Here is a 25948-nt window from a genome sequence, read left to right on the forward strand (position 1 = left end):
ATTTTTGGAATTATATATTATTGAAGCTTTAAATGTATATAGCAAGAAGCTAAAACTTCTTACTATATTTAAGTTTTTAGTGTCTTGTTGCTATATTTTTTGAGTTAATTGTAGCTATTAATTTTTTAAGATTTTCAATTTTTCCCTCTTCTTCATGAATATTATCTTTACTATTTAAAGTAAAAATATCCATTTTTTTATCAAGGTAATTTGTTGTAAATTTACCATCTTTAAAATCTTGATCTCTAACTATTTCTCTATGAAGTGGAATATTTGTTGGGAAACCTTCAATATAGAACTCATCTAAAGCTCTTTTTGCTTTTTTTACACAACCTTCCCAGTCTAAAGCCCAAACGATTAGTTTTCCAACCATTGAATCATAATTTGGTGGAACTTTATATCCTGTATAAAGTGCAGAATCTAGTCTAACTCCTGGACCATTTGGAGTAAGATACTTTTCAACTGTTCCAACAGATGGCATAAATCCTTTTAGAGGATTTTCAGCATTTATTCTAAATTCAATAGAGTAACCTCTAAAATTAATCTCTTCTTGTAAGAAAATCATTTTACTACCTTCTGCAATTTGAATCATTCTTTGAATAATATCAACTCCAGTAATAGTTTCAGTTACAGGATGCTCAACCTGAACTCTTGTATTCATCTCAATAAAGTAGATGTTGTCATCTGGATCAAGTAAGAACTCAACAGTTCCAACACTTTCATATCCTAGTTTGAACATAGCTTTTGTAGCAATTCTATATAACTCTTTTCTAGCTTCATTGTTTAATAGTGGTGATGGAGCAATTTCAATAACTTTTTGGTGTCTTCTTTGAATAGAACAATCTCTTTCACCTAGGTGCAAAACATTTCCATATTTATCAGCAATAACCTGAATTTCTATATGTCTTGGATTTTCAACATATTTTTCAATAAATGCTTCTCCTCGACCAAAATATTTTTTTGCTTCATTTGAGGCACTTTCAAATAGTTCTTTGAACTCTTTTTCTTCTCTTACTATTCTCATTCCTCTTCCACCACCACCAAATGCAGCTTTGATAATTACAGGAAAACCAATCTCTTTTGCAATTCTAGCACCCTCTTCAATATCAGTAATTGGTTCATCAGTACCTTCAAGAACTGGAACACCAACTTTTTTCATAGCTACTTTAGATGCCATTTTATCACCAAAAAGTTCTATATGTTCTGGTTTTGGACCAATAAAGATAAGTCCATTTTCTTCACAAGCTCTAGCAAAATCAGCATTTTCACTTAAAAATCCATATCCAGGGTGAATAGCATCACAATCAGATTTTTTAGCTATTGATATGATTTTTTCATAATCTAAATATGCTTGAACAACATCTCCCATAATTGGATAACACTCATCTGCTTTTCTTACCCAAATACCTTCAATATCTACTTCAGAAAATATTGCAACACTTTTAATCTCAAGCTCTTTACAGGCTCTTATTATTCGTAGTGCAATCTCTCCTCTATTTGCAATAAGTACTTTATTAATCTTTTTCATATACTCACCTTATTAAAATTTTATATCGTGATTTTAGGGTATTTTTTTGATTTATTCTTCTTAATTTTTGTTAATTTAATAGTTGGATATTGCTAATATTATTGAATAAAAAAATCTTTAGCTAACAAAACTAAAGATTTTTTATTTAATTGTGAATTTATATTACCAAGAAATAGCAGCTCCACTAGCTCCCATAACTTCTTTTGCCTCTTCACTCATCATATGCATTTCCCAAACAGGTTCGAAAACTAAATTTACTTTTGCTTCATCAACTTCATCAACAGCCATAGCAACATATCTTACTTGCTCAAGCAGACTATCAGCAACTGGGCAAGCTGGGCTTGTAAGAGTCATATCTATTTCACAAAACAGATAGTTTTCTCTCTCTTCTAGTTCTATATTGTAAATTAGCCCTAAACTATAAATATCCACAGGGATTTCAGGGTCATAAACTTTTTTTAAATTCTCTATAATTTTCTCTTTTATTGCATCTTTATTAAAATTTCCACTCATAATTTATCCTTTTGCTTAAGCTTTTAAAGCATACTCTTTTATTTTTTTAATCATTCCAATAACTCCACTTTGTCTATTTGGAGTTATAACTTCGCTTAGTCCTAGTTCTCTTACTATATCCATATCAACATTTTTTAACTCTTCTATTGTAGAGTTTGAGAAAATCTCTAAAATAATGTAAACCAAACCTTTTACAATTATCGCATCACTTGTTCCATAAAAAAAGAGCTTATCATCTTTTTTCTCACAAATTAACCAAACTTGCGAAGTACAACCATGAACTAAATTTTCAGGAATTTGGTTTTTCTCATCAAAAGATGGTAGTTTTTTACCTAAATCAATAATATATTCATATTTTGCTAACTCTTCATCAAAAAATTCTAAATCCTCTTTTATAATCTCTAATCTTTTTTCTATACTCATTTTTAATCCTTCAACATACTTAATGCTTTTTTTAGTGCAACAATAAGCTTATTTATATCTTCAAAATCATTGTAAAGTGCAAGGCTTACTCTAATAGTTCCTTTTATTCCAAGTTTTTTCATAATTGGTTGAGCACAGTGATGCCCAACTCTAAGGGCAACTTGTAATTTATCAAGAAGTATTGAAATATCATCATGCATAATACCTTTAAAATTAAAGCTTCGAGTTCCACTACAATCTTTTAAATCATTATAAAAAATTATATCAGGAAATTTTTTTAACTCATCATCTAGATATTTCAAAAGCTCATTTTTTTTCTTTGATATTTCTTCATATCCAATATTTTCAATATATTTTAATGCCTCTTTAAAAGCTATAACTCCAGCAATATTTTGTGTTCCTGCTTCAAACTTATATGGAGAGTTCAAAAAAGTAGTTCCCTCTTTAAAATCAACACTGTTTATAACAGCTCCCCCTGTTTGATAAGGTTTTACACTTTCAAAAAACTTCTCTTTTATATAAATAGCTCCAACTCCTGTTGGACCAAAAGTTTTATGTCCTGAGATTGCAAAAAAATCACAATCAAGTTCTTGTACATCTATTTTAAAACTACTTAAACTTTGAGCTCCATCAATTAGGACAACACATCCATAATCATGAGCTAAAGAGATTATTTTTTTTATATCATGAACTTTTCCAAAAGCATTTGTAACATGAGCAACACTTACAAAAGAGTTTGGGTTCTTTTTTAAAATCTCTTCAAAATGATTAAAATCAAAATCTAAGTTAAGAGTACAATTTACAACTTCAAGTCCAGAGTTTAAGAATCTTCCTTGCATATGCCAAGGTACAATATTTGCATGATGTTCAAGGCTAGAGATAATAATTGTTTTAAACATATATGCAAAAGATGAAGCTATGAAATTTATACTTTCAGTTACCCCTTTTGTAAAAATTATCTCCTCTTTTTTTTTCGCATTTATAAATTTTTGTAAAACTTCTCTTGTATTTTCAAACTCAGTTGTGGCTTTATTTGCATCTCCGAAACTACTTCTATGAGTATTTGAACAATATTTTGTGTAGTATTCAACTGTTGCATCAATTACACTTTGTGGTTTTTGAGTTGTAGCTCCACTATCCAAATATACAGTTTTTGAATTTGTAAAGTATGGAAAATCTTTTTTATACATATTAAATAAAACTCTCTTTTTTATACTCTTCTAAGAACTCTTTTATTTTTTCATCTTTGATATTATTTTTTATTGAGTTTTCAAAAGCTTCAAGTAACATTTCATATGATTTCTCTTTGCTTATTCCTCTTGCTTGAAGATATAAAAGTTGCTCTTTATTTAAAGTTCCTGTTGTTGTTCCATGACTAGCTTCAAGTTCATCTATAAATATTTCAAGAAATGGTTGAGCAAAAATAACTGCATCATCACTTAGAAGTATTGAGTTACAGTTTTGGAAAGCTTTTGAATAAAGTCCAGTTTGTGTAACTATTGATCTTATTTTTACAACTGCTCGGCTTTTGTTAAGAAGTGAATTTTTATAATTTATATTACTTCTTGAGCTTTGATTGTTGTGAGTTGTTTTTACCAAAGTTGATATATTTGCACTATTTCTTAGTTTATTTAAACCATTTAACTCATAGTTTACTTCTAAACTATCAATTTTATTTTCAAAACTATTTACACAAAATCCATCTCCAAACTCAAAGTTTGATATTTCTAAATTTGATTTATCATCTTGTTTTACTTTACAAGCGAAAATTAAAGAGTTAGAAAGACTCATATCTTGAATTTTTACGTATTCTAAAGAGCCATTTTTTTCAACTTCTATTGTTCTATTTGCTAAAATTGTTGAATTGTTTAAGCTAGAAGTAAAAATTTCAATAATAGTTGCTTTTACTCCAGATTTTACATTTATTAAAAGATTATTTGTATATAAAATTTCACTATTTTTTGTATTATTTATAATAATTAAAGGCTTTTCTAAATCTTTTGATATTGTTAAAACCTTTTTATTGTTATCAAAACTATTTGCTATAGAAAATAGTTTTGAATCGTAAATTTCATCATCTTTTATAGATTCTAAATCAAGAGCAAAATCTAAAGTTTTATGCTCTTTAAAATCAAAATCAAAAAGTGAAGTAAAATCTATTTTTAAAAACTCTTCTTCTTTTTTTTGTGGAAGATTTATATTTAGATTAGCTATTTGCATTATTTATTCCTAATGCTTCAAAACCTTTCTCATCTAGTTCTAAAGCTAAACTATAATCTCCAGTTTTAGCTATTTTCCCATCACTTAAAATATGTACAAAATCTGGTTTTATAAGCTCTAAAAGTCTGTCATAGTGAGTTATCATTAAAATAGATTTTTTACCATCAAGCATTGAGTTTATAACATTTGCAACAATTTTGATAGCATCAACATCAAGTCCACTATCTATCTCATCTAGCATTATTAAATCTGGATTTAACATTAGAAGTTGTACAAGTTCATTTCTTTTTTTCTCTCCACCACTAAATCCATCATTTAAATCTCTTTGTAATAGTTTTCTATCAATATCAAATTTATTTGTCTCTTCTTTTACAAGTTTTAAAAACTCCATTGCATCTAGTTCATCTTTACCTTCATATGCTCTTTTTGCGTTCATAGCAGTTCTTAAAAAGTAGCTATTGTTTACTCCAGCAACTTCAACAGGGCTTTGAAAACTCATAAAAATACCTTCATTTGCTCTTGTTGTTACATCCATTTGTAGTAAATCTTTCTTTTTAAATGTAACTTTTCCGCTTACGACTTCACAGTCATAATGAGCTGCAAGTGTTTTAACTAAAGTAGATTTTCCAGCTCCATTTACACCCATAAGTGCATGAATTTCACCTTCTTTAATCTCTAAATTTAATCCTTTTAAAATCTCATTCTCATTTATACTAACTTTTAAATCTTCAATTTTTAATAATGTATTTTTTGTACTCATAATTAACCCACACTTCCTTCTAATGAAATATTTAATAACTCTTTTGCTTCAGCAGCAAACTCCATTGGTAGTTCTTTTAAAACCTCTTTACAAAAACCATTTACAATCATAGCAATTGCATCTTCTTCATCTATTCCTCTTTGATTTAAATAAAATAGTTGTTCATCTGAAATTTTTGAAGTTGTTGCTTCGTGTTCTATGTTCGCACTACTATTTCTAATCTCATGATATGGATATGTATGTGCTTGACATTTATGACCAATCAAAAGAGAATCACACTCAGAGATATTTCTTGCGTTTATAGCATTTTTACCAACTCTAACTAATCCTCTATAGGCATTTATACCTTTCATAGCAGAGATACCTTTTGATATAATTGTTGATTTTGTATTTTTACCCAAATGTATCATTTTTGTACCAGTATCTGCTTGTTGTGCTCTTGATGTTAAGGCAACAGAGTAAAACTCTCCTACACTATTATCACCTTGAAGCACACAAGATGGATATTTCCAAGTGATACTTGAACCAGTTTCTACTTGCGTCCAAGATACTTTTGAGTTATCACCTTTACATAAGGCTCTTTTCGTAACAAAATTTAAGATTCCACCTTTTCCAGTTTCATCTCCTGGATACCAGTTTTGAATAGTTGAATATTTTATATGAGCATTTTTAAGTGCAACTAATTCAACAACTGCTGCATGAAGTTGTCTATCATCCCTGCTTGGAGCTGAACATCCTTCATTGTATGAAACATAGCTTCCTTCATCACAAATTATTAAAGTTCTTTCAAACTGTCCTGTATTTAAAGCATTTATTCTAAAATATGTTGAAAGCTCCATTGGGCATCTTGTATTTTTTGGAATATAAACAAAACTTCCATCTGTAAAAACAGCACTATTTAAACAAGCAAAATAGTTATCAGTTACAGGAACAACGCTTGCTAAATACTCTTTTACAAGTTCTGGAAATCTATGTGCTGCTTCGCTAATTGAGCAAAATATAATTCCTAGTTTTTCAAGTTCATCTTGATATGTAGTTTTTATTGAAACTGAATCAAAAACAGCATCAACTGCAACACCAGCAAGCATTTTTTGTTCTTCAAGTGGAATTCCAAGTTTTTCATAAGTTTTCAAAATCTCAGGATCAACTTCATCTAAAGAGTTTAAAGCCTTTTTTGGTGCTGAATAGTATGCATAATCTTGATAATCTATTTTTGGATATTGTAAATTTGTCCATGTTGGCTCTTCCATTTTTAACCATTTTTCATATGCTTTTAACCTGAAATCTAGTAAAAATTGAGGCTCATCTTTTTTTGCACTAATTGCTCTTATAACATCTTCATTTAAACCTTTTGCAAAGGTATCGCTTTGAACCAAAGTTTCAAAACCTAATTTATAATCTGTGTTTATAATGTCATGTATTTGTTGATTTTCACTCATGACTTCTCCATAAAATTTATTTGTTTAATTAAGACTAATATTGTCCGATTTGAATAATATCAAAATAAGTATATAATGTAAAGACATAAATACTAATAAAGTAAAAGTATTTAGTAAAAAAAGTAATTTATTGCCTATTAAATCGCATTTAAAATTAAGATAAAATTTATCCTATTTTAAATAAAATACAAGAAAATTTATTATAAAAATAAAAAAATATTATAAAGTATGGAATACAAATGAAAAATTATTCAAAAAAAATAGATGAAAGAGTTAACAATCCAAAGAATTTTGGAGAGATAACAAAACAAGAGGCACAAAGTTTGGGCTGTAAACTAGTTGTTGCAGACTTTGAATCAAATGCAAATGATACTTTAAGAGTATATTTTGCTATTACTAAAGATAAAACAGTTTTTAATGCAAAATTTAAATCATTTGCAACTGGTTTAATAGTTGCTTTAAACGATATGATGATTGAGTTATGTATTGGAAAGAGTATTGAAAAAGTAGCAAATTTGTTTAAAACTGATGTTGAATTTGCTTTAAGAGATGAGCCACAAATACCAGCTCTTAGTATTGAAGAGTTACATAATAGTTTTTTAAATTTTGTGATATTAAAAAAAGTTGCATTAAATTTTGAAAAAAGAGATATGAACGATTTTGATGATGATTATGTTGTTTGCGATTGTGCAAGAACAAACTTAAAAACTATAAAAGATGCTATTAGAAATCTTGATTTACTAACTATTGAGGATATTGGAAATGTTACAAAAGCTGGAATATTTTGTAAATCTTGTCAAAAAGAGGGTGGACTTGAAGAAAAAGAGATATATTTAAGTGATATTTTGGAACAAACCAGAGCTCAAATAGAAGATGAAAAACAAAAAGATGAACCATCGTATATTAATACAAGTTTTGAAGCTATGACAAAAGAGCAAAAAATAGAGTTGATAGAAGATGTTTTAGATGATGATATAAGACCAATGCTTGTTATGGACGGTGGGAATATGGAAATTTTAGATATTGTAGAATCACCACCACATCATGATTTATATATTAGATATTTAGGTGCTTGTAGTGGGTGTAGTTCTGGAAGTATGGGAACTTTATATGCTATTGAGTCTATTTTACAAAGTAAAGTAAATGAAAATATTAGAGTTTTACCAATTTAAGATAAAAGATTAGTTATTTTGATACAATAAAATAAACTTTTTTAGGAATATTGATGTTTGCTATATACAATAATGGAACAGTAGGATTTAGAAGTACAAGTGACAATTTATATGCTTTGAAAAATGTTGAGGAATTAGAATCTGCTAGGTTTGAGCCAAAAGAGGGATTGATTCAAAATTTTTCAAATGAATTAAATAAAGAGAAAAAAGATCAATTTTTAAACTCTTATAAAAAAGTTGCAACTTTAGATAATCTTGAACCAGTTTATAAAGCAAGAGATATTATGACACATGATGTGATATATGCTAGAAATGACTCTACAATTGAAGATATATACTATTTAATAAAAGAAAAAAAAGTATCACAAGTCCCAATTACTGGCTTTGGAAAAAAGATAATTGGTATTGTAAACAAAAAAATAATTTTAACTTTACTTATGAATCATTTAGATGATACACAAACTATTTTAAAAAGAAAAATCGATGATGTTTATTTACCAGAAGTTTTAACAGCTGATCCAGATTCAGATGTTAGAGATGTTGTTAAAGTAATGTTAGATTTAAAGCTAGATGCAATTCCAATAGTTGATGATAGTGATATTTTGATGGGAATTATATCAAAAACAGATATTTTAAAAGCCGTTGCAAATTTACCAAAGCTTCAGCTTTGGTCTTGAAAGATATAACTTTTTATTTATAAAACTGTTCCATCATCAAAAATAACTTTATCTCTACCTTGATTTTTTGCTTCATAAAGTAGTTCATCTGCTTTTGTTTGTGCATCTGCAATACAGTTGTAATTATTTCTAAAAGTAACACCAGCTGAAAAAGCAATATTTATTTTATTCTCTTTGTATATAAAAGTACTATTTAAAAAAGCATTTTTTACTCTTTTTATGTATCTTATTACTTCTATTTTATCTCTAAAGTTTATTAATGCAACAAACTCTTCTCCTCCATATCTAGCAACAATATCTTCTTTTCTTGTAAGTTCTTTTAAGATTTTTGCAAAAGATTTTAAAATTTCATCACCACAAGCATGACCATAACTATCATTTATCTTTTTAAAGTGGTCAATATCAAAAAAAACAATTGCAAAATTTGTTTCAAATATAAAGAATTGTTTTTCAGTCTTTTTTGCTTCAACTTCATAAGCTCTTCTATTTAATACAGAAGTTAAAAAGTCAAATAAATAATCCTCTTTTGTCATTTGAAGCTCTCTTTCAAGCTCTTCAATTTGCTTATTTAACTGTTTAAATCTATCAATATTTGAGGACAAAATTCTATTGTTTTCAAGTAAAGAGTCCTCAAGTTTGTAAATAGTATTAATCAATCTTTTTTGAACCGCAGTTAGCTCTCTTTGTGAAAAATCAGAAATTTCTAAAGATTCTAAATCCTTTTTTATTTTTTTTATATCTTCATTTGAACTATTGCTATCATTTAGTGTTTTATCATAATATCTACTCATTAAAGAAGTTAGTTTTATAATATCGTTTGTTTTCTCTTTTAAAACTCTTCTATCAGCTTCAATTCTATTTTTTGCAAAGTTTTTTATTTTTAATATAGACTCTTTTGATGTTACATTTATTGGATTTTTAAGACAATCAAGAATAAAATCTTCAATTTCTTCTTTTAGCTCAAAATTTACTGAAGGTGCCAAAAGATCACTAAAAGTACCAATGAGTGATTTTAATTCATCATTATTTGCTCTTTTTAATAAAATAGGTATTATTTCAAAGATTGACTCTGTGTGTAGAACTTTTTTTTCATCATTTGTTAGATTTGTTAATGCTTCATTTAGTATTGTTACATCACTATATTCAGTTTTAAAAATCTTAGCTTGTTCTTTAAACTCTAAAAAGTAGTTTTCAGGGGTCGTTGGAAGGTTCTTTTGTCTTAATTTCTCTAAAGTATTTTTTGTAATCTCTTTTAGATTTTCATTCATAAAAGTGCCTTAAATTTTTTGTAACTATTATATCACTTATGATATAATAAATACTTAATCTTTAAAGGAAAATTTTATGCCAAATACAAATAATCAGATTTTAAAAAATACAAATTCAAAGCTACTTGATTTGTTTAATGCTTCTATAATGTTTGATAAAAAACTCTATTCTCAAGATATAAAAGGCTCAATTGCACACTCTAAAATGTTAGCTTTACAAAATATTATTACAAATGATGAACAAAAAAGTATAGAAAAAGGTCTTTTACAAGTTTTAGAAGAGATACAAAGTGGTAAATTTGAATTTTCTTTAGAGTATGAAGATATTCATATGGCAGTTGAAAATAGACTTACTCAAATTATTGGAGAAGCTGGAAAAAAAGTTCATACAGCAAGAAGTAGAAATGACCAAGTTTGTACAGATTTTACTCTTTATGTGCAAGAAAAAACAAAATCTATTCAACTACAAATAAAAGAGTTAATCTCTACTTTTGTTGAAATTGCTTCAAAACATACATCAACAATAATGCCTGGAATGACACACTTGCAACATGCCCAACCAATTAATTTTGGTTTTCACATGATGGCATATGCAAATATGTTTAAAAGAGATTTTGAAAGATTTGAGAGCTCATATATAAGAAATAATTACTCACCTCTTGGAAGTGCTGCAATGGCAGGAACTCCACATAATATTGATAGATTTAAAACAGCAGAACTTTTAGGATTTTTTGCACCAACACAAAATGCTATGGATAGTGTTTCAAATAGAGATTTTGCTTTGGAATTGCTATTTAATATTTCTACATCAATGATGCATGTTAGCCGTATTTCAGAAGAACTTGTTTTATGGAGTTCTTATGAGTTTAGATTTATACAAATGAGTGATGAGTATGCAACAACAAGTTCAATTATGCCTCAAAAGAAAAATCCAGATGTTCCAGAACTTTTAAGAGGAAAAACAGGTCGTGTTTATGGAAATTTAATCTCACTTTTAACAATTATGAAATCACTTCCACTAGCATATAACAAAGATACTCAAGAGGATAAAGAGGGAGTTTTTGATTCTGTTGAAACTATTGAAATCTCACTTAATATTTTAAATGAAGTTATAAAAACTATGATTGTAAAAGAAGAAAATATGGAAAACGCTTCTAAAATAGGACATTTAACAGCTACTGATTTGGCTGATTATTTAGTTGCAAAGCAAAATATGCCATTTAGAACAGCTTACTATATTACAAAAGAAGTTGTACAAAAAGCAAATAGTCTAAACAAAGATATAAGTCAGTTAAATATATTTGAGATTAGAAGTTCTACAAAAGAGCTTGAAAATATAGATGAAGAGATAGTTTCTTATTTAAGCTTAGAAAACTCTATGAATAGTAGAAACTCATTTGGTGGAACATCTACAAAGCAGACGAAATTTCAAATTGATTATTTTAAAGAGTGGTTATCAAAAGTTTGATAAAAAAGTGTAGTTAATTAAGACTACACTTTTTATTGATTATATCTCTTTAATTTTTGCAATCTCATCCCTAAGTCTTATAGCCTCTTCAAAGTTTAAATCACTTGCAGCTTTTTTCATCTGTTTATTTAATTCTATTAAGATTTTTTTTCTCTCTCCTGCTGGCATTTTTTCAAGTCGCTGTTTTTTTAGAGCAACCGTATCGTACTCTTCAACTTTTAAATTCTGGTCTAGTTTTCTTGTAGTTGATTTTGGAGTTATATTATTTTCAATATTATGTTTTTTTTGAATTTCTCTTCTTCTATTTGTTTCATCTATTGCAAACTGCATAGAAGCTGTAACTCTTTTTGCAAATAATATAACTCTTCCTTCTTCATTTCTTGCAGCTCTTCCAATAGTTTGAATAAGTGAAGTTTTACTTCTTAAAAACCCCTCTTTATCTGCATCTAAAATAGCAACAAGTGAAGTTTCTGGAATATCAAGCCCTTCTCTTAAAAGATTTATTCCAATTAAAACATCAAAAGTTCCAAGTCTTAGTTCCCTTATTATTTGGTTTCGCTCAATTGCATCAATTTCACTATGCATATATTTCACTTTTATTCCTAAATCAGCATAATAACTTGCCAACTCTTCAGCCATCTTTTTAGTTAGTACTGTGACTAAAACTCTTTGATTTTTTGCAGTCACTTTTTTAATTTCGTCATGAAGTTTTTCTACTTGAAATTCACTATCTATAATATCAATAACAGGGTCAAGTAGACCTGTTGGTCGAATAATTTGTTCTGCAACAGCAGAGCTAAGTTCAAGTTCAAGCTCATTTGGAGTAGCACTTACAAATACATAATTTGGAGCTTTTTTTATAAATTCATCAAATTTTAAAGGTCTATTATCAAGTGCACTTGGAAGCCTAAATCCATACTCTACTAAAACCTCTTTTCTACTTCTATCCGCTGCATGCATTCCTCTAAATTGTGGTAATGAAACATGTGATTCATCAACAACTAGTAAAAAATCTTTGTCCATTTGAGCAAAATAATCTAGTAAAGAATATGGAGTTTCTCCTGGTTTTTGTCCTGTTAAGTGCCTTGCATAGTTCTCAATACCCTTGCACATTCCAGTTGCTTCAATCATCTCTAAATCAAATTCAACTCGCTGTTTAAGTCTTTGATACTCCACAAGTTTATTTTCACTTTTAAAATAGTTTAATCTTTTTTCAAGATCTTCTTCTATCTCTTTAACGGCACGTGCAAGATTATCTTGTGTTACAACAAAGGGATTAACAGAGTATATAATTACCTCTTTTAATTCTTTGATTTTATCATTTGTTAAATATTCGTGCTTTGATATAGTTTCAACTTCATCTCCAAAAAACTCAACTCTTATAAATTCATCTTCATAATATGCAGGAAAAATATCTATAACATCACCATTTACTCTAAAATCAGCCCTATCAAAAAATTTATCATTTCTTTTGTAACCCATCTCTATAAGTTTTAATAAAAACTCTTTTTGAGAATATGAAAAACCAACTTCAACTCTTTGCACCATTGCCTTATACTCAGTTGGGTTTCCTAAACCATAATTGGCTGAAACTGATGCAATAACTATAACATCATCAAAAGATAGTAAAGAAGCAGTTGCACTTAGTCTTAGTCTCTCTAGTTCTTCATTAATTGAGCTATCTTTTTCAATAAACAGATCGCTTCTTGGAATATAAGCTTCTGGTTGATAGTAGTCATAATAAGATATAAAATATTCAACATGATTATTTGGAAAAAATTGTTTGAATTCACTATATAATTGAGCAGCTAATGTTTTATTGTGCGTCATTATTAAGGTTGGTTTTTGAACTTTTTCAATCACTTTTGCAATAGTAAAAGTCTTTCCACTTCCAGTAACCCCTAAAAGTGTATTGTACTGGTTACCTTCTTCTATACTTTTACATAAAATTTCAATAGCCTTTGGCTGGTCTCCACTTGGAGAATATTCACTTACTACTTCAAATTTTGCCATTTTTTTTCCTATAAATTTTCATTTAAAAAAGTTTTATTTTTAAATCTTGTAAAACTTTTTTGACAACACAAAGATGGAATATTTATATATTCTTGCTTTCCTATTTTATAAGATTTTGCCTGATGATAGTGCCCTTCAATAACAATATCTTCACTATAATTCTTAACTCTTTTATTTACAAGTTCTTCAAAGTAAGTTAAATTGTGACAAATTTTTTTATTCTCTAAAGCTTTTTCTATTTTTTTACTTATAAAAAAATTTATATCTAAAAGATTTAGAAAATAAAGAAAATAGCTATTTCTTATAATCTTACAATATAGATTATAGTGCCAATTTATAAAATTATCACCATGAGATAAAGCTATTTTTTTATCTTCATATTCCAAAAGTAAAGGTTGTTTTTCTCTTTTTATAACTTTAATATTTGGAAATATTTTTGAAAGGTTGTAGTCATGATTTCCTTCTAAATAGAAAATCTCAAAACTATTTGAAAGAGTATTTAAAAGTTCTATAATATTCTTATTTCTATATTTAAAATATTTTATTTCATAAGATAAAAAGTCAAAATTATCACCCATTAAAAAAATTTGACTACAAAATATTTCACTATTTTTTATTTTCTCTAAGATAATTTTAAACTCTTGATTTTTCTTATTGTAGTGAGAATCGGCTATAAAAATAGCCTCATCTTTTAAAATAAAACTCAAATTTATAGCTCTAACTCTTTGTAATACACTTTTAAAATTTCAAAAGTTTTAGTCCCACCTGGAAGTGTTGCAATGAATTCATCTCCTTCAACTTTTCCCATAAGCTGTTTTGCTAAAGGTGAGTTAAAAGAAATTAGCCCTTTTTCTACATTTGACTCAACTCCACCAACTATTGTATAAGTAAATTCATCATCTGTTTCAACATCTACTAGCTTTATAGTTGAACCAAAACTTACTCTATCGTGTGATAAAGATGATGGATCAACTATAACTGCTTTTGAAATTGTGTTACTTAATTCTGCTATTTGAACATCTATAAGTTTTAATTTTTCTTTTGCACTGTGATACTCAGCATTCTCTTTTAAATCACCTAGTTGTCTTGCTTCATCTAGTGCAATTACAGTTTCTGGTCGCTCAACGCTTTTTAAAAACTCTAAATCATTTGTTACTTTATTGTAACCTACAAGTGTCATTGGTTCTTTGTCCATAACATCTCCCATAAATATTTTTGTGTTATAATATCCAAAAATTTGTAAAGAAGATGTAAATATGCAATACAGTAGGACTAAAATACTTTTTGGAGAAGATGCTTTTAAAAAGTTTCAAGATACAAAAATAATACTTTTTGGAGTTGGTGGAATAGGAAGCTTTGCCCTAGATGCTTTGTATAACACAGGCGTTACAAATATCACAATAGTTGATTTTGATGAATATGAAGCTTCAAATCAAAATAGACAATTAGGAAGTCATGGGAATATTGGAAGAAAAAAGGTTGAAGTTTTAAAAGAAAGATATCCAAATGTAACACCAATTTGTGTCAAAATAACACCTGAATGGATTGATAATTTTGATTTTTCATCTTATGATTATATTTTAGATGCAATAGACGATGTAAAACCAAAAGTTCATCTTATAAAAAAACACTTCACAAAAATAATAAGCACAGGAGGAGGAGCAAAAAGAATTGATCCTTTACAAATAAAATATAGTTCTATTTGGGAAACTTACAATGATAAATTTATTAAAAAAGTAAGAGAAGAGCTAAAAAAACAAGGTTTTAAAAAGAAATTTAAAGTTATATATTCAAGTGAAGCTCCTCTTTGTATAGACAAAGGTAGTTTTGAAGGAGTAACTGCAAGTTTTGGGCTTATGATGGCATCTGTGACTATTCAAAAAATTGTAAAAAAGCTAAGTTTAGTTAAAGATAGTCAAAGTTAAAAAGATATATAATAATTGACTTTACACTAAAAAAGGATTTTCATGAGCGGTATTGGTGGTAGTGTTGAACAAATGACACAGGGACATTTACGAAATGTTCAACAGTTAGCAGTATTTTACACTGGTCATAATAATATTTATGCAATAAACATAGCTAAAGTTAAAGCTTTTATAATAACTGAAGAGGTTGCTATAAATGATACTCCAAAAGATACAAATATAATTGCAGGAATTGCTACAATAAGAGGGGAACCAGTTACTTTAATAAATCTTGATGCATGGTTAGGGCTTAAACCATTTGATACTCAAGACTATAAGCTTATTATTTTTTGTGAATTTAATCATAAAAAAATAGGTTTTTTAGTAAAAGATATGCTTGATATTGTTGAAAAAACAACTCAAGAGTTAAGACATACAGAAGAAACAAACTCAAAAATAACTTACACAACATATGTAAAAGTGAACAACAAAGATGAGCTTTGTACAGTTTTTAATGCTGAGCAACTTTTAAGAGATATTAAGTGGACGGATGATGGTGGAAGAGATATTAAAAAATATGTTGAGGGGAAAATCCACTCTTCTAAAAAGATACTTGCAGCTGAAGATTCAGCAGTTGCAAGAGAAGTTTTACACAAATTTTTTAGTCAAATAGAAGTTGAGTATGAAATATATCCAAATGGTGGAGAGCTTATAGATAGAATCGAAGAGCTTGATCCTGAAAAAATAGGTTTGGTAATAACAGATATAGAAATGCCAGGAACTGATGGATATCAGGTTGCCTCTTTTATAAAAAGTAATAGTAAATATGAGCATATTCCAGTTGTTGTAAATTCTTCAATGACAACAGATGCAGTAAAAGGTAAAATGACTCAAATAGGAATAGATGGATTTGTTGGAAAAACTGATATTAATGCATTATACACTATTACAAACAAACTTCTTATTAGATAATCAAAACTCTATCAAAAAAAGCTAGAATTTCTAGCTTTTTTATTATTTAATTAAAAACTATACTTTATATTAACATATCCATATCTCCCTGGATCATTAAATAGTATTTGTTCACCACCAACTTCAACATATCTAACATCTTGATAAGTATTTGTAGAGTTATAAACTTTATCAAAAAGATTATCAACTCCTAAAGTTAGTTCAAAATGTTTAAATAACTCTTGAGTATATTTTAAGTTTGTAACAGCATATCCAGCTATTTCTTGCTCTTTTGCACTATTATCAAATTTACTCCATTTATCAACTGCTACAACTTCTGCTTTAAATTTAGATTTTTCATATTCATAACTTAAACCCAAATTTGCTTTTAAAGGCGGAATTTCAGCTAAATCTTTATCTTCAAAGTTTCCATCTTTTTTACCTCTTTGGTAAGCAACTCCATAATCAAAGGCAAAATTATCTGTAAAATAGTAGTGACCACTTATATCAAATCCATAAATTTTTGCATCAATATTTTGAAATTGTGTTCTATTAGTTCCAATTGTACTATTATAGATATAATCTTTTAAAACAGAGTAGAAAATTTTTGGTTTTATATAAAAATTACCAATAGTTTTTTCAAACCCTAAATCTACTTCATAGTTTTTTGTTTGATCTAAATTTGGATTTGAAGTAGCATTTGTTACACCAGTTGCTCCTAATTGATAAAGTTCTCTAGCATCTGGAACTCTTGAAGATTTACCAACTCCTGCAAAAACTTTACTTTGCTCATCAAAATTATAAGCTGTGAAAATATATCCATTTAAGCTATTATATTTTTTATCATCTACATTTGGTCTTTGCGTATCTATATTTGTATTGTCATATCTTAAACCAGCTTCTAAATCTAAGTTTCCAAAAGATTTTTCAACTTTTGTAAAAATTGCTTTGTTTGTAGTATCAGTATCATACATTCTATTCATTGTAGCATTTGGAGTAACTACACCTGTAGCTATGATTGTAGAGTGCATTTGACCTCTCCAGTTTCTAACACTTGTATCAAGCCCAACTGTTACTAAAGAATCTGCAACTTCTAAAGAGTTTTTAACTGTTGTTCCCCAAATAGAAGTTTTTAAATGGTTTGTCATGTATGAAGTTCCATTTCCATTTCTTAGTTTCCCACTCATAGGATGATCAACTTTTGAGTAGTAGTAATCTAAATCTAGCTGTTTTGAAAAAGCACCTAAATCTCTTATTGTATAACCTAGTGTATAAATATCACTATCATCCCAATCAGCATCCATTGGACCAGCTGGATATAAAATACCATCACTTCTATTTGCAGTGTAAGATAGTCTTAAATCTTGATCATCTGTAATATTAAATTGAAGTTTTGTTAAAACACTATTTTTTTCAAATGCATCACTGTTACTACCTCTATATTGAGTTGCAAGAGGAACTCCTCTTTTTCTTTGTTGTTCTAAAAAGTTATCACCATTTCCATCTTTATATGCTTTGCTCTCTTCTGTTGAAGCTGATATTAATGCTTTTACTTTGTCATTTCCACCTTCAATTGTTGCACTTGCTTTTTTATAGTTAAAACTTCCAGCATTTAAATTTAATTCACCATGAAATCCCTCTTTTGGATCTTTTGTTTCAACTTTTACAAGACCACTTAGAGTTCCAAAATTTTCAACATCAAAAGGTCCTTCTATAATCTTTACACTTTTAATATTATTTGTAACCACATGAGAAGTTGGTGGATCCATTCTATTTGGACAAGCTCCATATATTTTTGCATTATCTATTAAGATATTAATATTATCTTTTTTTTGACCTCGTAAAATAATATCATTTGCAATTCCATTTCTTCTTACAACTGAAATGTTAGCAGAGTTTTTAGTTAAAGCTTCAGCTAAATCAGCACTTTTTAGCTCTTCACTATTTATATCTTTTATAAGTTTTGAGTTTGATTTTTCTACTATAGTTATCTCGTTTAAAGTTGTTGCTTCATTTGCATTTAAAACTGTAGCAACAACAAATGATAATAGAGTAATTTTTTTTACATTCATAATTTTTCCCTTTTTAAAAATTTTAGAAGTATTGCAAAGATGTGTTAATTTTTTATTAATTATTTATAAATTTTGCAAAGCTTTGATATAATCGTATTTCATTACAAATTAATTAGAAAAAAAGGTTTAAAATGCAGATTATTATTACAATTTCACTTTTACTTATAATTGCTACAGTTATTATTTATAAAGTAAATGATAAATTTGAAAAAAGAGAGTTTATTATATTTTTAGCAACGATTTTTTTGGCAACAATTGCCTTTTTATATTATGAAAATAAACAAGAAAATTATCTTCCAAATATGTTTATTGAAAAATATGAGCAAGAGTACAAAACTACAATAAAAAGCTTAGATTACGAGCTTCTAAATAATAAAGTTGTAAGTAGTAAAGATAAATTTGTATATAAATTTATCTACACAGTTTTAAAAGAAGAGAATGAATTTTTATGTACTCTAAGCAATGTTGAAATTAATAAAATAAAAAATGAGTATATTTTTGTAAACTTTAATAGTTTAAAAGAGGAGTGCTTTAAAAAGTGAAAAAAGCAACAAAAGATGATATAAATATTATAAAAGAAGCATTTATAGAGCATTATAGTGATGCTGTTACAGAGCTTAATTATAAAAATGATTATGAACTTTTAATTGCTATAATTTTATCTGCTCAATGCACAGATAAAAGAGTAAATATAATAACTCCAGCTTTGTTTGAAAAATATCCAACGGTTTTTGACCTAAGCCTTGCAAATCTTGATGATGTAAAAAAACTTATAAATTCTTGTTCATTTTTTAATAATAAAGCTCAAAATATTATTAAAATGGCAAGAAGTGTTATTGAAAATTATGGTGGAAATATTCCACATGATCAAAAAGAGCTTATGAAACTTGCAGGTGTAGGAAATAAAACAGCAAATGTTTTTATGATTGAATATAAGCAAGAGAATCTTATGGCTGTTGATACACATGTTTTTAGAGTTTCTCATAGATTGGGACTTAGTGATGCAAAAAATGTAGAAAAAACTGAAGCTGATTTAGTAAAAAAACTAAAAGGTGATGATTTACATATTTTTCATCAAGCTATGGTTTTGTTTGGAAGATATATTTGTAAGGCAATTAAACCAGAGTGTGATAAATGCTACTTCCCAGAAGTTTGTAAAACAAAAAGTAGTTTTAAGCCTAGCTAAATTATAAAATCTAAATATATTTTGCAAAACTTTGATACACTTCGCCTTATGAATAAAGAAGATTTTTTTATAAAACAAATATCAAATAGCAAATACAATGGTGATGATGGAGCATTTATAGATGGGTATGTTTACTCACAAGATGCTTTCTTTGAAAATGTGCACTTCAAAAAAGATTGGATAGATAAAAATTTTATTAGCCTAAAGCAAATAGCTTATAAGTCAATGCTTGTGAATATTTCAGATGCAATAGCTATGAATGCAAAACCAAAATATGCACTTATTTCAATAGCAATTCCAAAAAGTTATACAAATAAAGATTTAGAAGAGCTTGCAAGTGGTTTTAAAAAAGCTGCAAGTGATTTTGATTTTGAAATTATTGGTGGGGATACTATTGAAAATTCAAAACTAGATATTAGTATAACAATAGTTTCAAAGACAAAAAATCCTATTTTCAGAAATGGTGTAAAAGAGGGTGATTATCTTTGTTATACTGGGAAACTTGGTTCTTGTAAAAGAGATTTAGAGACTCTTTTATCTGGAAAAAAGATAAAAAAGTCTTCAAAATTTATAAAACCAACTTTAAGATCAGATTTTTTTTATGAAGCATCAAAATATATAAATGCTTCAATGGATATTTCAGATGGTCTTTTTTTAGATTTAGAAAAACTTTCAAACTCTTCAAATGTTGGATTTGAATTTTTTAAAGAGATAAAAGAAGAAGTTGGAATTTCAGGTGAAGAGTATGAAATACTTTTTTCTTGTAATCAAAAAAATTTAAAAAAGATAGGAAATATTGCAAAAAAATATGAAATAAAATTAAATATTTTTGCAAAAGCAGTAATAGGAAGCTACAAAAGTAGTTTTTCAAACCATCATTTTAAAGATTAAAAAAAATATAAAACTTAATAAAAGGATAATAATTGAAAGCACAAAGATTTCTAAATCACTCACAAATTGATGTATATTTTAAGCAAAGTAAAGATGATTTTGTCGTAAATGAAGTACCACTTTATGATTTTAGTAATGAAGGTGAACACCTTATTTTAAAACTTAGAAAAAAAGATTTAGCTACTTGGGATGCCATAGAAATTTTGGCAAATTATTTAAAATGTAGTACTAGAGAGTTTGGATATGCTGGACTTAAAGATAAAAATGCAATGACAGTTCAACATATTTCTGTACATAGAAAATATGAAGATGCTTTGAAAAGTTTTACTCATGAAAATATTAAGATTCTTGAAACAACTTATCACAATAATAAGATAAAAATAGGGCATTTAAAAGGAAACAACTTTTTTATAAGATTAAAAAGAGTTGGACTTGTTGAAAAACAAAAAATAGAAGAGGCATTTTCGAAAATTGCAGTTTTTGGAATGCCAAACTATTTTGGCTTCCAAAGATTCGGAATAGATGGAGAGAATTATAAAAAAGGAAAAGAGATAGTTGAAGGAACTTTAAAAGAGAGAAATAGAAATTTAAAGCAGATGTTTATAAATGCTTATCAAAGTTATCTTTTTAATTCATGGTTATCAAAAAGAATAGAAATATCAAAGTTAATTGAAGCTTTTGAGCCAAAAGAGATTTGTGAAAAACTAAATTTTCCACTTGATGAGGTAAAAAGAGCTAAAAAACAACCACATCCTTTTAAAATATTAACTGGTGATTTATTAAGCCATTATCCATTTGGAAAGATTTTTATAATTGATGATTTAGAAACTGAAAGTCAAAAATTCTTTGAAAAAGATAGAGTTCCAACAGGTCTTTTATCTGGAAAAAGAGTAAAAAGATCAGAAGGTCTTGCATATGATATTGAAAAAGATTTTGAAGTACAAATGAATGAAGATGGAGCTAGAAGATTTGCTTTTGTTTTTCCAGAAAATTTGCAAAGTAATTATAAAGAGGACAAAAATCATATGGAACTCAGTTTTTATCTTCCAAAAGGTTCGTATGCTACGGAGTTAATAGCGGAGATTTTACACTAATTTTTTAAGTGCTTTTTTGCTAGTATCAAGTTTAAACTACACAAGGGGAATAAAAATGAGATACGAGGAACTGATTACGGAGCTGTGTGAGGTTATCAAAGAGACAGAAAATGATGCAGAAGGAATTTTTGATAATGCTGATGAAATCTCAAAGATTATAGATAATATTAAAATTCCAATTCATAAAAGGGAAAAGCTTAAAGATTTGTTATCAAATATCTATGGACTTTTACAAAGACAAGATTTGCATAGACAAAAAATTGAGAGAGTTGTAAATTTTGTTTGTGACAAAAATGATATAGATAAAGCTCAATATAACTTAGCACCAAGTGCAAAAATAATAGATGCTACAGAAGATTCTCTAAGTGAAGATGAGTTAGCAGCCTTAATACAAAGTATGCAAAATAACTAAAAAAGCTTATGCTTTTTTAGTTTTATTAGCTTTTTTTACTAAACTTAATATCATCTAAACTTTTAAATATTTCAGTTGTACACTTTTCAGCTGCACTTGCTTTTATATTTAAAATTTCTGGTTTATCAGCATTTGAGTTTGATATTACTAAGTCTTGAAGATTTTTATAAAATGTTGTATCTAATACTTTTATATTTTCTAAAAGTTTTTTATCTAATATTTTACTTGCATTATCGTTTGAATTTAACCAATCTTTTATAGAGTTATCATCAATAACATTAAAGTTTTTATAATCTCCTAGTTTTGAGTAAACTTCATCTTTTTTCTTTAAAAGATTTGTTTTTAGCAAAGCAGTATCATATACTAAATCAACATTATCAACTTTATCTAAACTATCTTTTATAAATGATGTTCTTGAAGAAGCAGTTACTAAATAATTTGATGTATAAGCAATAGAAGTTGCCATATTAGATATTTGCTCAGCTACTTGAGCATTTTTTTGTGTTGAAGCATCTAAAGAGCTAATTGCATCATTGATTTGTAAAATACCACTTTCTTGCTCTTTTGAAGCAGTTGCAACATTCTCTATAGTTACTAAAGTATTTGAAATACTACTATTTAACTCAGAGTAACCATCTATCATATTATTTGCAATACTTTTTCCATTGTTTGCTTTTGAACTTGCTTTTTCAACTATATCTTTTATCTCTTTTGCAGCTTGAGCACTTCTATTTGCCAAATTTCTAACTTCTCCAGCAACAACTGCAAATCCTTTTCCTGCTTCTCCCGCAGTTGCAGCTTCAACGGCTGCATTTAATGAAAGAATATTTGTTTGGAATGCTATTTGATCTATTACCTCAATAGCTTCATTTATAGAGCTAACTTCTTTATTAATATCATCCATAGATTTAGCAGTTTGATTTGCCAATTCTTGACCTTTTTGTGCTGAAACACTTAGCTCTTGAGCCAGTTTTGACATTTTTATTGTTGATTGAGTATTTGCTTGAATTGTTGCTGTTATCTCTTCAAGAGCAGCTGCAGTTTCTTCAAGACTAGCAGCTTGTTTGCTTGAAGAACTTTTAAGTTCCAAAGATGTATCTGAAAGTGTTTGAGTACTATTTTTTAAACTATTTCCAGTATTCATAACAATAGCTAAAAGTTCTGATGTATTATTTCCTACTAGATTTATTCCACTAGTAAGTGAGCCTAAATTTCCAAAAATAGTATCATCTTTTAATACATAATCATATTTTGATTCAGCATATTGTCTTAATGCTTCATTTATATTATCAAGAGTATCTTTTGTTTTTTCAATCATAACATTTAGTTTATTTTTTAAATCTTCAACATGATGATTTGAAGCTGTATTATGAACTTTATATACAAAAAACCCATTTGCAGTTTTTTCTATTACATCATTTGCTTCTTCAATTACAATTTCATCTTGTTTTAAACCTTCTCTTACTTTATCCATATAAGAGTTGAAAAGTGCTGCAACATCTCCTATCTCATCATTAGATTTTACTTTCAAAGTAATATTTGTATCATTTGAATGAAGTAGATTACTAAAACCTTCTTTTAATATCTCTATAGAGTTTGTTGCTTTTTTTACGATAAAAAATATTAAAATAATTGTAAGTAATCCTAAAATAGCAGAAGTAAAAGAGATCTCTTTTAGAAGTGATTGAATTCTTTTGTCTGTCTCTTCAAGAGAAAAAGTAAGGTCCATAACTCCAATTACATCTCCTACATTTTGATTTGCATGACAAGCCATACATTCAGGTGTAGCAATCATTGGTTTTATCATTCTTATAGTATGACCATTTTCATCATTTGTTTGAATTATTTGATTCTCTTTTGAATCAAAACTTTTTAATATTTGTGGGTCATCTGTAAATGGAGTATCAACAGAGTATAGCTCCATTAGTTCTCTACTTTTTGCGACTGTTAGATTTTTTACACCTCTTATTTCTCTTGCTTCATTTTCTGCTTTTTGGATAAGTGCTGGATCTCCAGTATTCATTGTATTTCTTAAGGTTTGAAATATGGAAGCATTTAACATTTCTAAACTATCTTTTGCATTTGCTATTGAATCTTTTGTAACTTTTGTTGTAGTAGAATAAACTATAACTAAACTGCTAATAGACATCAGTAAAAATAGTGCAAATATAATCTTGCTGCTAATCTTTTTTGTTATAAAATCAAGCATATTAAAACCCTTATTTTTTAAGTGGAATTATTATATACTTTAAAATATTTAAAAAGTATTAAATAGGAGTTTAGTTTTCTAAATTAAGCACTCTTTATAAAAATGATAATAAAAAATAAAGTGAGAACATAGTGATAGTAGGATTAGTTGGTAGAGTTGTTAAAAAAGAACCAACATCGCTTCAGCTTAATGTTGGTGGTGTTATATATGAAGTTTTTGTATCTTTAAATTGTAGTTCAAAAATTATTTCAGATGAAATAACTCTTGAAATAACGGAGATAATAAGAGAAGATGCACACAACTTATATGGTTTTTTGGATAGTAATGAGAAAAAATTATTTGATACAGTTATAAAAATAAATGGAGTTGGTCCAAAAGTAGCACTTGCAATTTGTTCAACATTTACTCCTAGTTCATTTGCCCAAATTGTTACTTCAAATGATGTAAATATGCTAAAAAGAGTTCCAGGAATTGGACCAAAGGGTGCAAGTAGAATTTTGGTTGAGCTTAGTGGTTTTATTGTAGATGGAGCAAGTAATGATGAAGCGACAAATATAAATATTGAAGCTTCGTTGGCTTTGGAAAGTTTAGGATTTAAAAAAGATATTGTGACAACAATTTTAAAATCTTGTACAAGCACTACTACAGCTGAGTTAGTTCGTGAAGCACTTAGAAAATTACAAAAATAGATAAAGGGAAATAATTATGAAAATAGCAATACTTTTTGGTGGTTTGAGTTTTGAGCATGAGATTTCAATAGTGAGTTCTATTGCTATGAAAGATGTTTTAAAAGATGAGTTGATATATTTTTATATTGATGCAAAAAGAGATATTTATGAAATTCCAACACAGAAGATAAATTCAAAACTTTTTAGTAGTGGAGAGTATAAAAAATTTGATAAAGTTTATTTCAAAAAAGGTGGTTTTTATAAAATTTCTGGATTTTTTAAAAAAGAACAAAATATAGATTTTGATGTAGTTTTAAATCTATCTCATGGTGGAGATGGAGAAGATGGAGTTTTATCATCTATTTTGGATTTCTATAATATCCCTTTTATAGCTCCAAGAACTGAAGCTTGTGTTGTTAGTTCAAATAAATTCATCACAAAAGGTTATGCAAAAAGTGTTGGAGTAAATGTATTAGATTACAAATATTTTACAAAAAAAGATAGTGTAAAAGTTGATATGTTTCCAGTTATTTTAAAACCAGTTAAACTAGGAAGTTCTATAGGTGTTTCTATTGTAAAAAGTCAAGAAGAGTTATCTTATGCACTTGATGTTGCTTTTGAATTTGATGATGCTATTATAATCGAGCCATTTATTAGTGGAGTTAAAGAGTATAATTTAGCTGGAACAAAAGTAAATGGAGAGTTTATATTCTCAATTATTGAAGAGCCACAAAAAGCTGAATTTTTAGATTTTGATAAAAAATATTTAGATTTTTCAAGAACTTCAAAAGCAAAAGAGGTTGATTTGGGTGATAAATTAAATTTAGAGATTAAAGAGAGTTTCAAGAATTTATATAACACACTTTTTGAAGGTTCAATAATAAGATGTGATTTTTTTGTAATAGATAATAAAGTTTATTTAAATGAAATAAATTCAATTCCAGGATCTATGGCAAACTATTTATTTTCTGATTTCCAAGATTTATTTACAAAAGTTGCTTCAACTCTTCCTGCAAAAAAAGAGATACCTATAAACTTTGAGTATGTAAATAAAATCCAAGTTGCAAAAGGAAAATAAAT

At 27.6% G+C, this 25948-nt stretch carries 25 protein-coding genes; 12 read left to right on the forward strand and 13 right to left on the reverse strand.

The window, feature by feature from the left end; genetic code table 11:
• Nucleotides 1-76: 76 nt before the first annotated feature.
• From ACRYA_RS02995 to sufB, 7 genes are all read right to left on the reverse strand, one after another.
• Entirely contained in the window at nt 77-1528 is a 1452-nt protein-coding gene (locus ACRYA_RS02995; protein ID WP_105916418.1) for an acetyl-CoA carboxylase biotin carboxylase subunit, read from the reverse strand.
• A 162-nt stretch (nt 1529-1690) separates the two neighbouring features.
• Nucleotides 1691-2041, reverse strand: coding sequence for a metal-sulfur cluster assembly factor (locus ACRYA_RS03000; protein WP_105916417.1), 351 nt, complete (start codon nt 2039-2041; stop codon nt 1691-1693).
• Between the two features lie 15 nt (nt 2042-2056).
• Nucleotides 2057-2464, reverse strand: coding sequence for a SufE family protein (locus ACRYA_RS03005; protein ID WP_105916416.1), 408 nt, complete (start codon nt 2462-2464; stop codon nt 2057-2059).
• A 2-nt stretch (nt 2465-2466) separates the two neighbouring features.
• Nucleotides 2467-3654 carry an aminotransferase class V-fold PLP-dependent enzyme gene (locus tag ACRYA_RS03010; RefSeq protein WP_105916415.1) on the reverse strand — a complete coding sequence of 396 codons (1188 nt, stop codon included), beginning with the start codon at nt 3652-3654 and terminating at the stop codon, nt 2467-2469.
• 1 nt (nt 3655) lies between these two features.
• The gene (locus ACRYA_RS03015; RefSeq protein ID WP_105916414.1) at nt 3656-4684 is read right to left on the reverse strand and encodes a SufD family Fe-S cluster assembly protein; all 1029 of its coding nucleotides are present in this window, start codon (nt 4682-4684) and stop codon (nt 3656-3658) included.
• On the reverse strand, nt 4671-5444 hold the full coding sequence (sufC, locus tag ACRYA_RS03020) for a Fe-S cluster assembly ATPase SufC (protein WP_105916413.1): 774 nt from the start codon (nt 5442-5444) through the stop codon (nt 4671-4673). Before sufC ends, ACRYA_RS03015 begins: the two co-directional genes overlap by 14 nt.
• A 2-nt stretch (nt 5445-5446) precedes the next feature.
• Nucleotides 5447-6883 (reverse strand): Fe-S cluster assembly protein SufB, encoded by a 1437-nt coding sequence (gene sufB / locus ACRYA_RS03025; RefSeq protein ID WP_105916412.1) that lies wholly within the window; start codon nt 6881-6883, stop codon nt 5447-5449.
• A 239-nt stretch (nt 6884-7122) separates the two neighbouring features.
• Between sufB and ACRYA_RS03030 the strand changes: the two genes are divergently transcribed.
• Complete coding sequence (locus ACRYA_RS03030; protein ID WP_105916411.1) at nt 7123-8055, forward strand: NifU family protein; 933 nt, start codon at nt 7123-7125, stop codon at nt 8053-8055.
• Between the two features lie 53 nt (nt 8056-8108).
• Nucleotides 8109-8732 (forward strand): CBS domain-containing protein, encoded by a 624-nt coding sequence (locus ACRYA_RS03035; protein ID WP_105916410.1) that lies wholly within the window; start codon nt 8109-8111, stop codon nt 8730-8732.
• 17 nt (nt 8733-8749) lie between these two features.
• On the opposite strand, the gene ACRYA_RS03040 is transcribed toward ACRYA_RS03035, so the two are convergent.
• Nucleotides 8750-10000, reverse strand: coding sequence for a GGDEF domain-containing protein (locus ACRYA_RS03040; RefSeq protein ID WP_105916409.1), 1251 nt, complete (start codon nt 9998-10000; stop codon nt 8750-8752).
• Between the two features lie 76 nt (nt 10001-10076).
• On the opposite strand from ACRYA_RS03040, the gene argH reads away from it, so the two are divergent.
• Complete coding sequence (gene argH, locus ACRYA_RS03045; RefSeq protein ID WP_105916408.1) at nt 10077-11468, forward strand: argininosuccinate lyase; 1392 nt, start codon at nt 10077-10079, stop codon at nt 11466-11468.
• Nucleotides 11469-11507: 39 nt separating this feature from the next.
• Here the strand turns inward: argH and uvrB are convergent, their stop codons facing one another.
• From uvrB to greA, 3 genes are read right to left on the reverse strand one after another with little or no spacing between them, the layout of a single operon-like run.
• Nucleotides 11508-13481, reverse strand: coding sequence for an excinuclease ABC subunit UvrB (gene uvrB, locus ACRYA_RS03050; RefSeq protein WP_105916407.1), 1974 nt, complete (start codon nt 13479-13481; stop codon nt 11508-11510).
• An 8-nt stretch (nt 13482-13489) separates the two neighbouring features.
• Complete coding sequence (locus ACRYA_RS03055; protein ID WP_105916406.1) at nt 13490-14188, reverse strand: UDP-2,3-diacylglucosamine diphosphatase; 699 nt, start codon at nt 14186-14188, stop codon at nt 13490-13492.
• Nucleotides 14189-14190: 2 nt separating this feature from the next.
• A complete protein-coding gene (gene greA, locus ACRYA_RS03060) occupies nt 14191-14676 on the reverse strand; it encodes a transcription elongation factor GreA (protein ID WP_105916448.1) in 486 nt (161 codons plus the stop codon).
• 61 nt (nt 14677-14737) lie between these two features.
• Between greA and ACRYA_RS03065 the strand changes: the two genes are divergently transcribed.
• Nucleotides 14738-15406 carry a tRNA threonylcarbamoyladenosine dehydratase gene (locus ACRYA_RS03065; protein ID WP_105916405.1) on the forward strand — a complete coding sequence of 223 codons (669 nt, stop codon included), beginning with the start codon at nt 14738-14740 and terminating at the stop codon, nt 15404-15406.
• 42 nt (nt 15407-15448) lie between these two features.
• Complete coding sequence (locus ACRYA_RS03070) at nt 15449-16357, forward strand: chemotaxis protein CheV (protein WP_105916404.1); 909 nt, start codon at nt 15449-15451, stop codon at nt 16355-16357.
• Between the two features lie 50 nt (nt 16358-16407).
• Here the strand turns inward: ACRYA_RS03070 and ACRYA_RS03075 are convergent, their stop codons facing one another.
• A complete protein-coding gene (locus ACRYA_RS03075) occupies nt 16408-18408 on the reverse strand; it encodes a TonB-dependent receptor (RefSeq protein ID WP_105916403.1) in 2001 nt (666 codons plus the stop codon).
• Nucleotides 18409-18539: 131 nt separating this feature from the next.
• Here ACRYA_RS03075 and ACRYA_RS03080 point away from each other — a divergent pair, with 131 nt between their 5' ends.
• The 5 genes from ACRYA_RS03080 to ACRYA_RS03100 are packed head-to-tail and all read left to right on the forward strand — an operon-like array spanning nt 18540 to nt 21991.
• Complete coding sequence (locus ACRYA_RS03080; protein ID WP_105916402.1) at nt 18540-18950, forward strand: hypothetical protein; 411 nt, start codon at nt 18540-18542, stop codon at nt 18948-18950.
• The gene (gene nth, locus ACRYA_RS03085) at nt 18947-19594 is read left to right on the forward strand and encodes an endonuclease III (RefSeq protein ID WP_105916401.1); all 648 of its coding nucleotides are present in this window, start codon (nt 18947-18949) and stop codon (nt 19592-19594) included. Before ACRYA_RS03080 ends, nth begins: the two co-directional genes overlap by 4 nt.
• Before the next feature lie 48 nt (nt 19595-19642).
• Nucleotides 19643-20485 (forward strand): thiamine-phosphate kinase, encoded by an 843-nt coding sequence (locus tag ACRYA_RS03090; RefSeq protein ID WP_105916400.1) that lies wholly within the window; start codon nt 19643-19645, stop codon nt 20483-20485.
• A 32-nt stretch (nt 20486-20517) separates the two neighbouring features.
• Complete coding sequence (gene truD / locus ACRYA_RS03095; RefSeq protein WP_105916399.1) at nt 20518-21579, forward strand: tRNA pseudouridine(13) synthase TruD; 1062 nt, start codon at nt 20518-20520, stop codon at nt 21577-21579.
• A gap of 55 nt (nt 21580-21634) precedes the next feature.
• Complete coding sequence (locus ACRYA_RS03100) at nt 21635-21991, forward strand: hypothetical protein (RefSeq protein WP_105916398.1); 357 nt, start codon at nt 21635-21637, stop codon at nt 21989-21991.
• 25 nt (nt 21992-22016) lie between these two features.
• Here the strand turns inward: ACRYA_RS03100 and ACRYA_RS03105 are convergent, their stop codons facing one another.
• Nucleotides 22017-24200, reverse strand: coding sequence for a methyl-accepting chemotaxis protein (locus ACRYA_RS03105; protein WP_105916397.1), 2184 nt, complete (start codon nt 24198-24200; stop codon nt 22017-22019).
• Between the two features lie 131 nt (nt 24201-24331).
• Between ACRYA_RS03105 and ruvA the strand changes: the two genes are divergently transcribed.
• Nucleotides 24332-24889 (forward strand): Holliday junction branch migration protein RuvA, encoded by a 558-nt coding sequence (gene ruvA, locus ACRYA_RS03110; protein ID WP_105916396.1) that lies wholly within the window; start codon nt 24332-24334, stop codon nt 24887-24889.
• A 16-nt stretch (nt 24890-24905) separates the two neighbouring features.
• A complete protein-coding gene (locus ACRYA_RS03115; RefSeq protein ID WP_105916395.1) occupies nt 24906-25946 on the forward strand; it encodes a D-alanine--D-alanine ligase in 1041 nt (346 codons plus the stop codon).
• Nucleotides 25947-25948 lie beyond the last annotated feature (2 nt).

It is taken from the genome of Aliarcobacter cryaerophilus ATCC 43158, assembly GCF_003660105.1.
Classification (GTDB): domain Bacteria; phylum Campylobacterota; class Campylobacteria; order Campylobacterales; family Arcobacteraceae; genus Aliarcobacter; species Aliarcobacter cryaerophilus.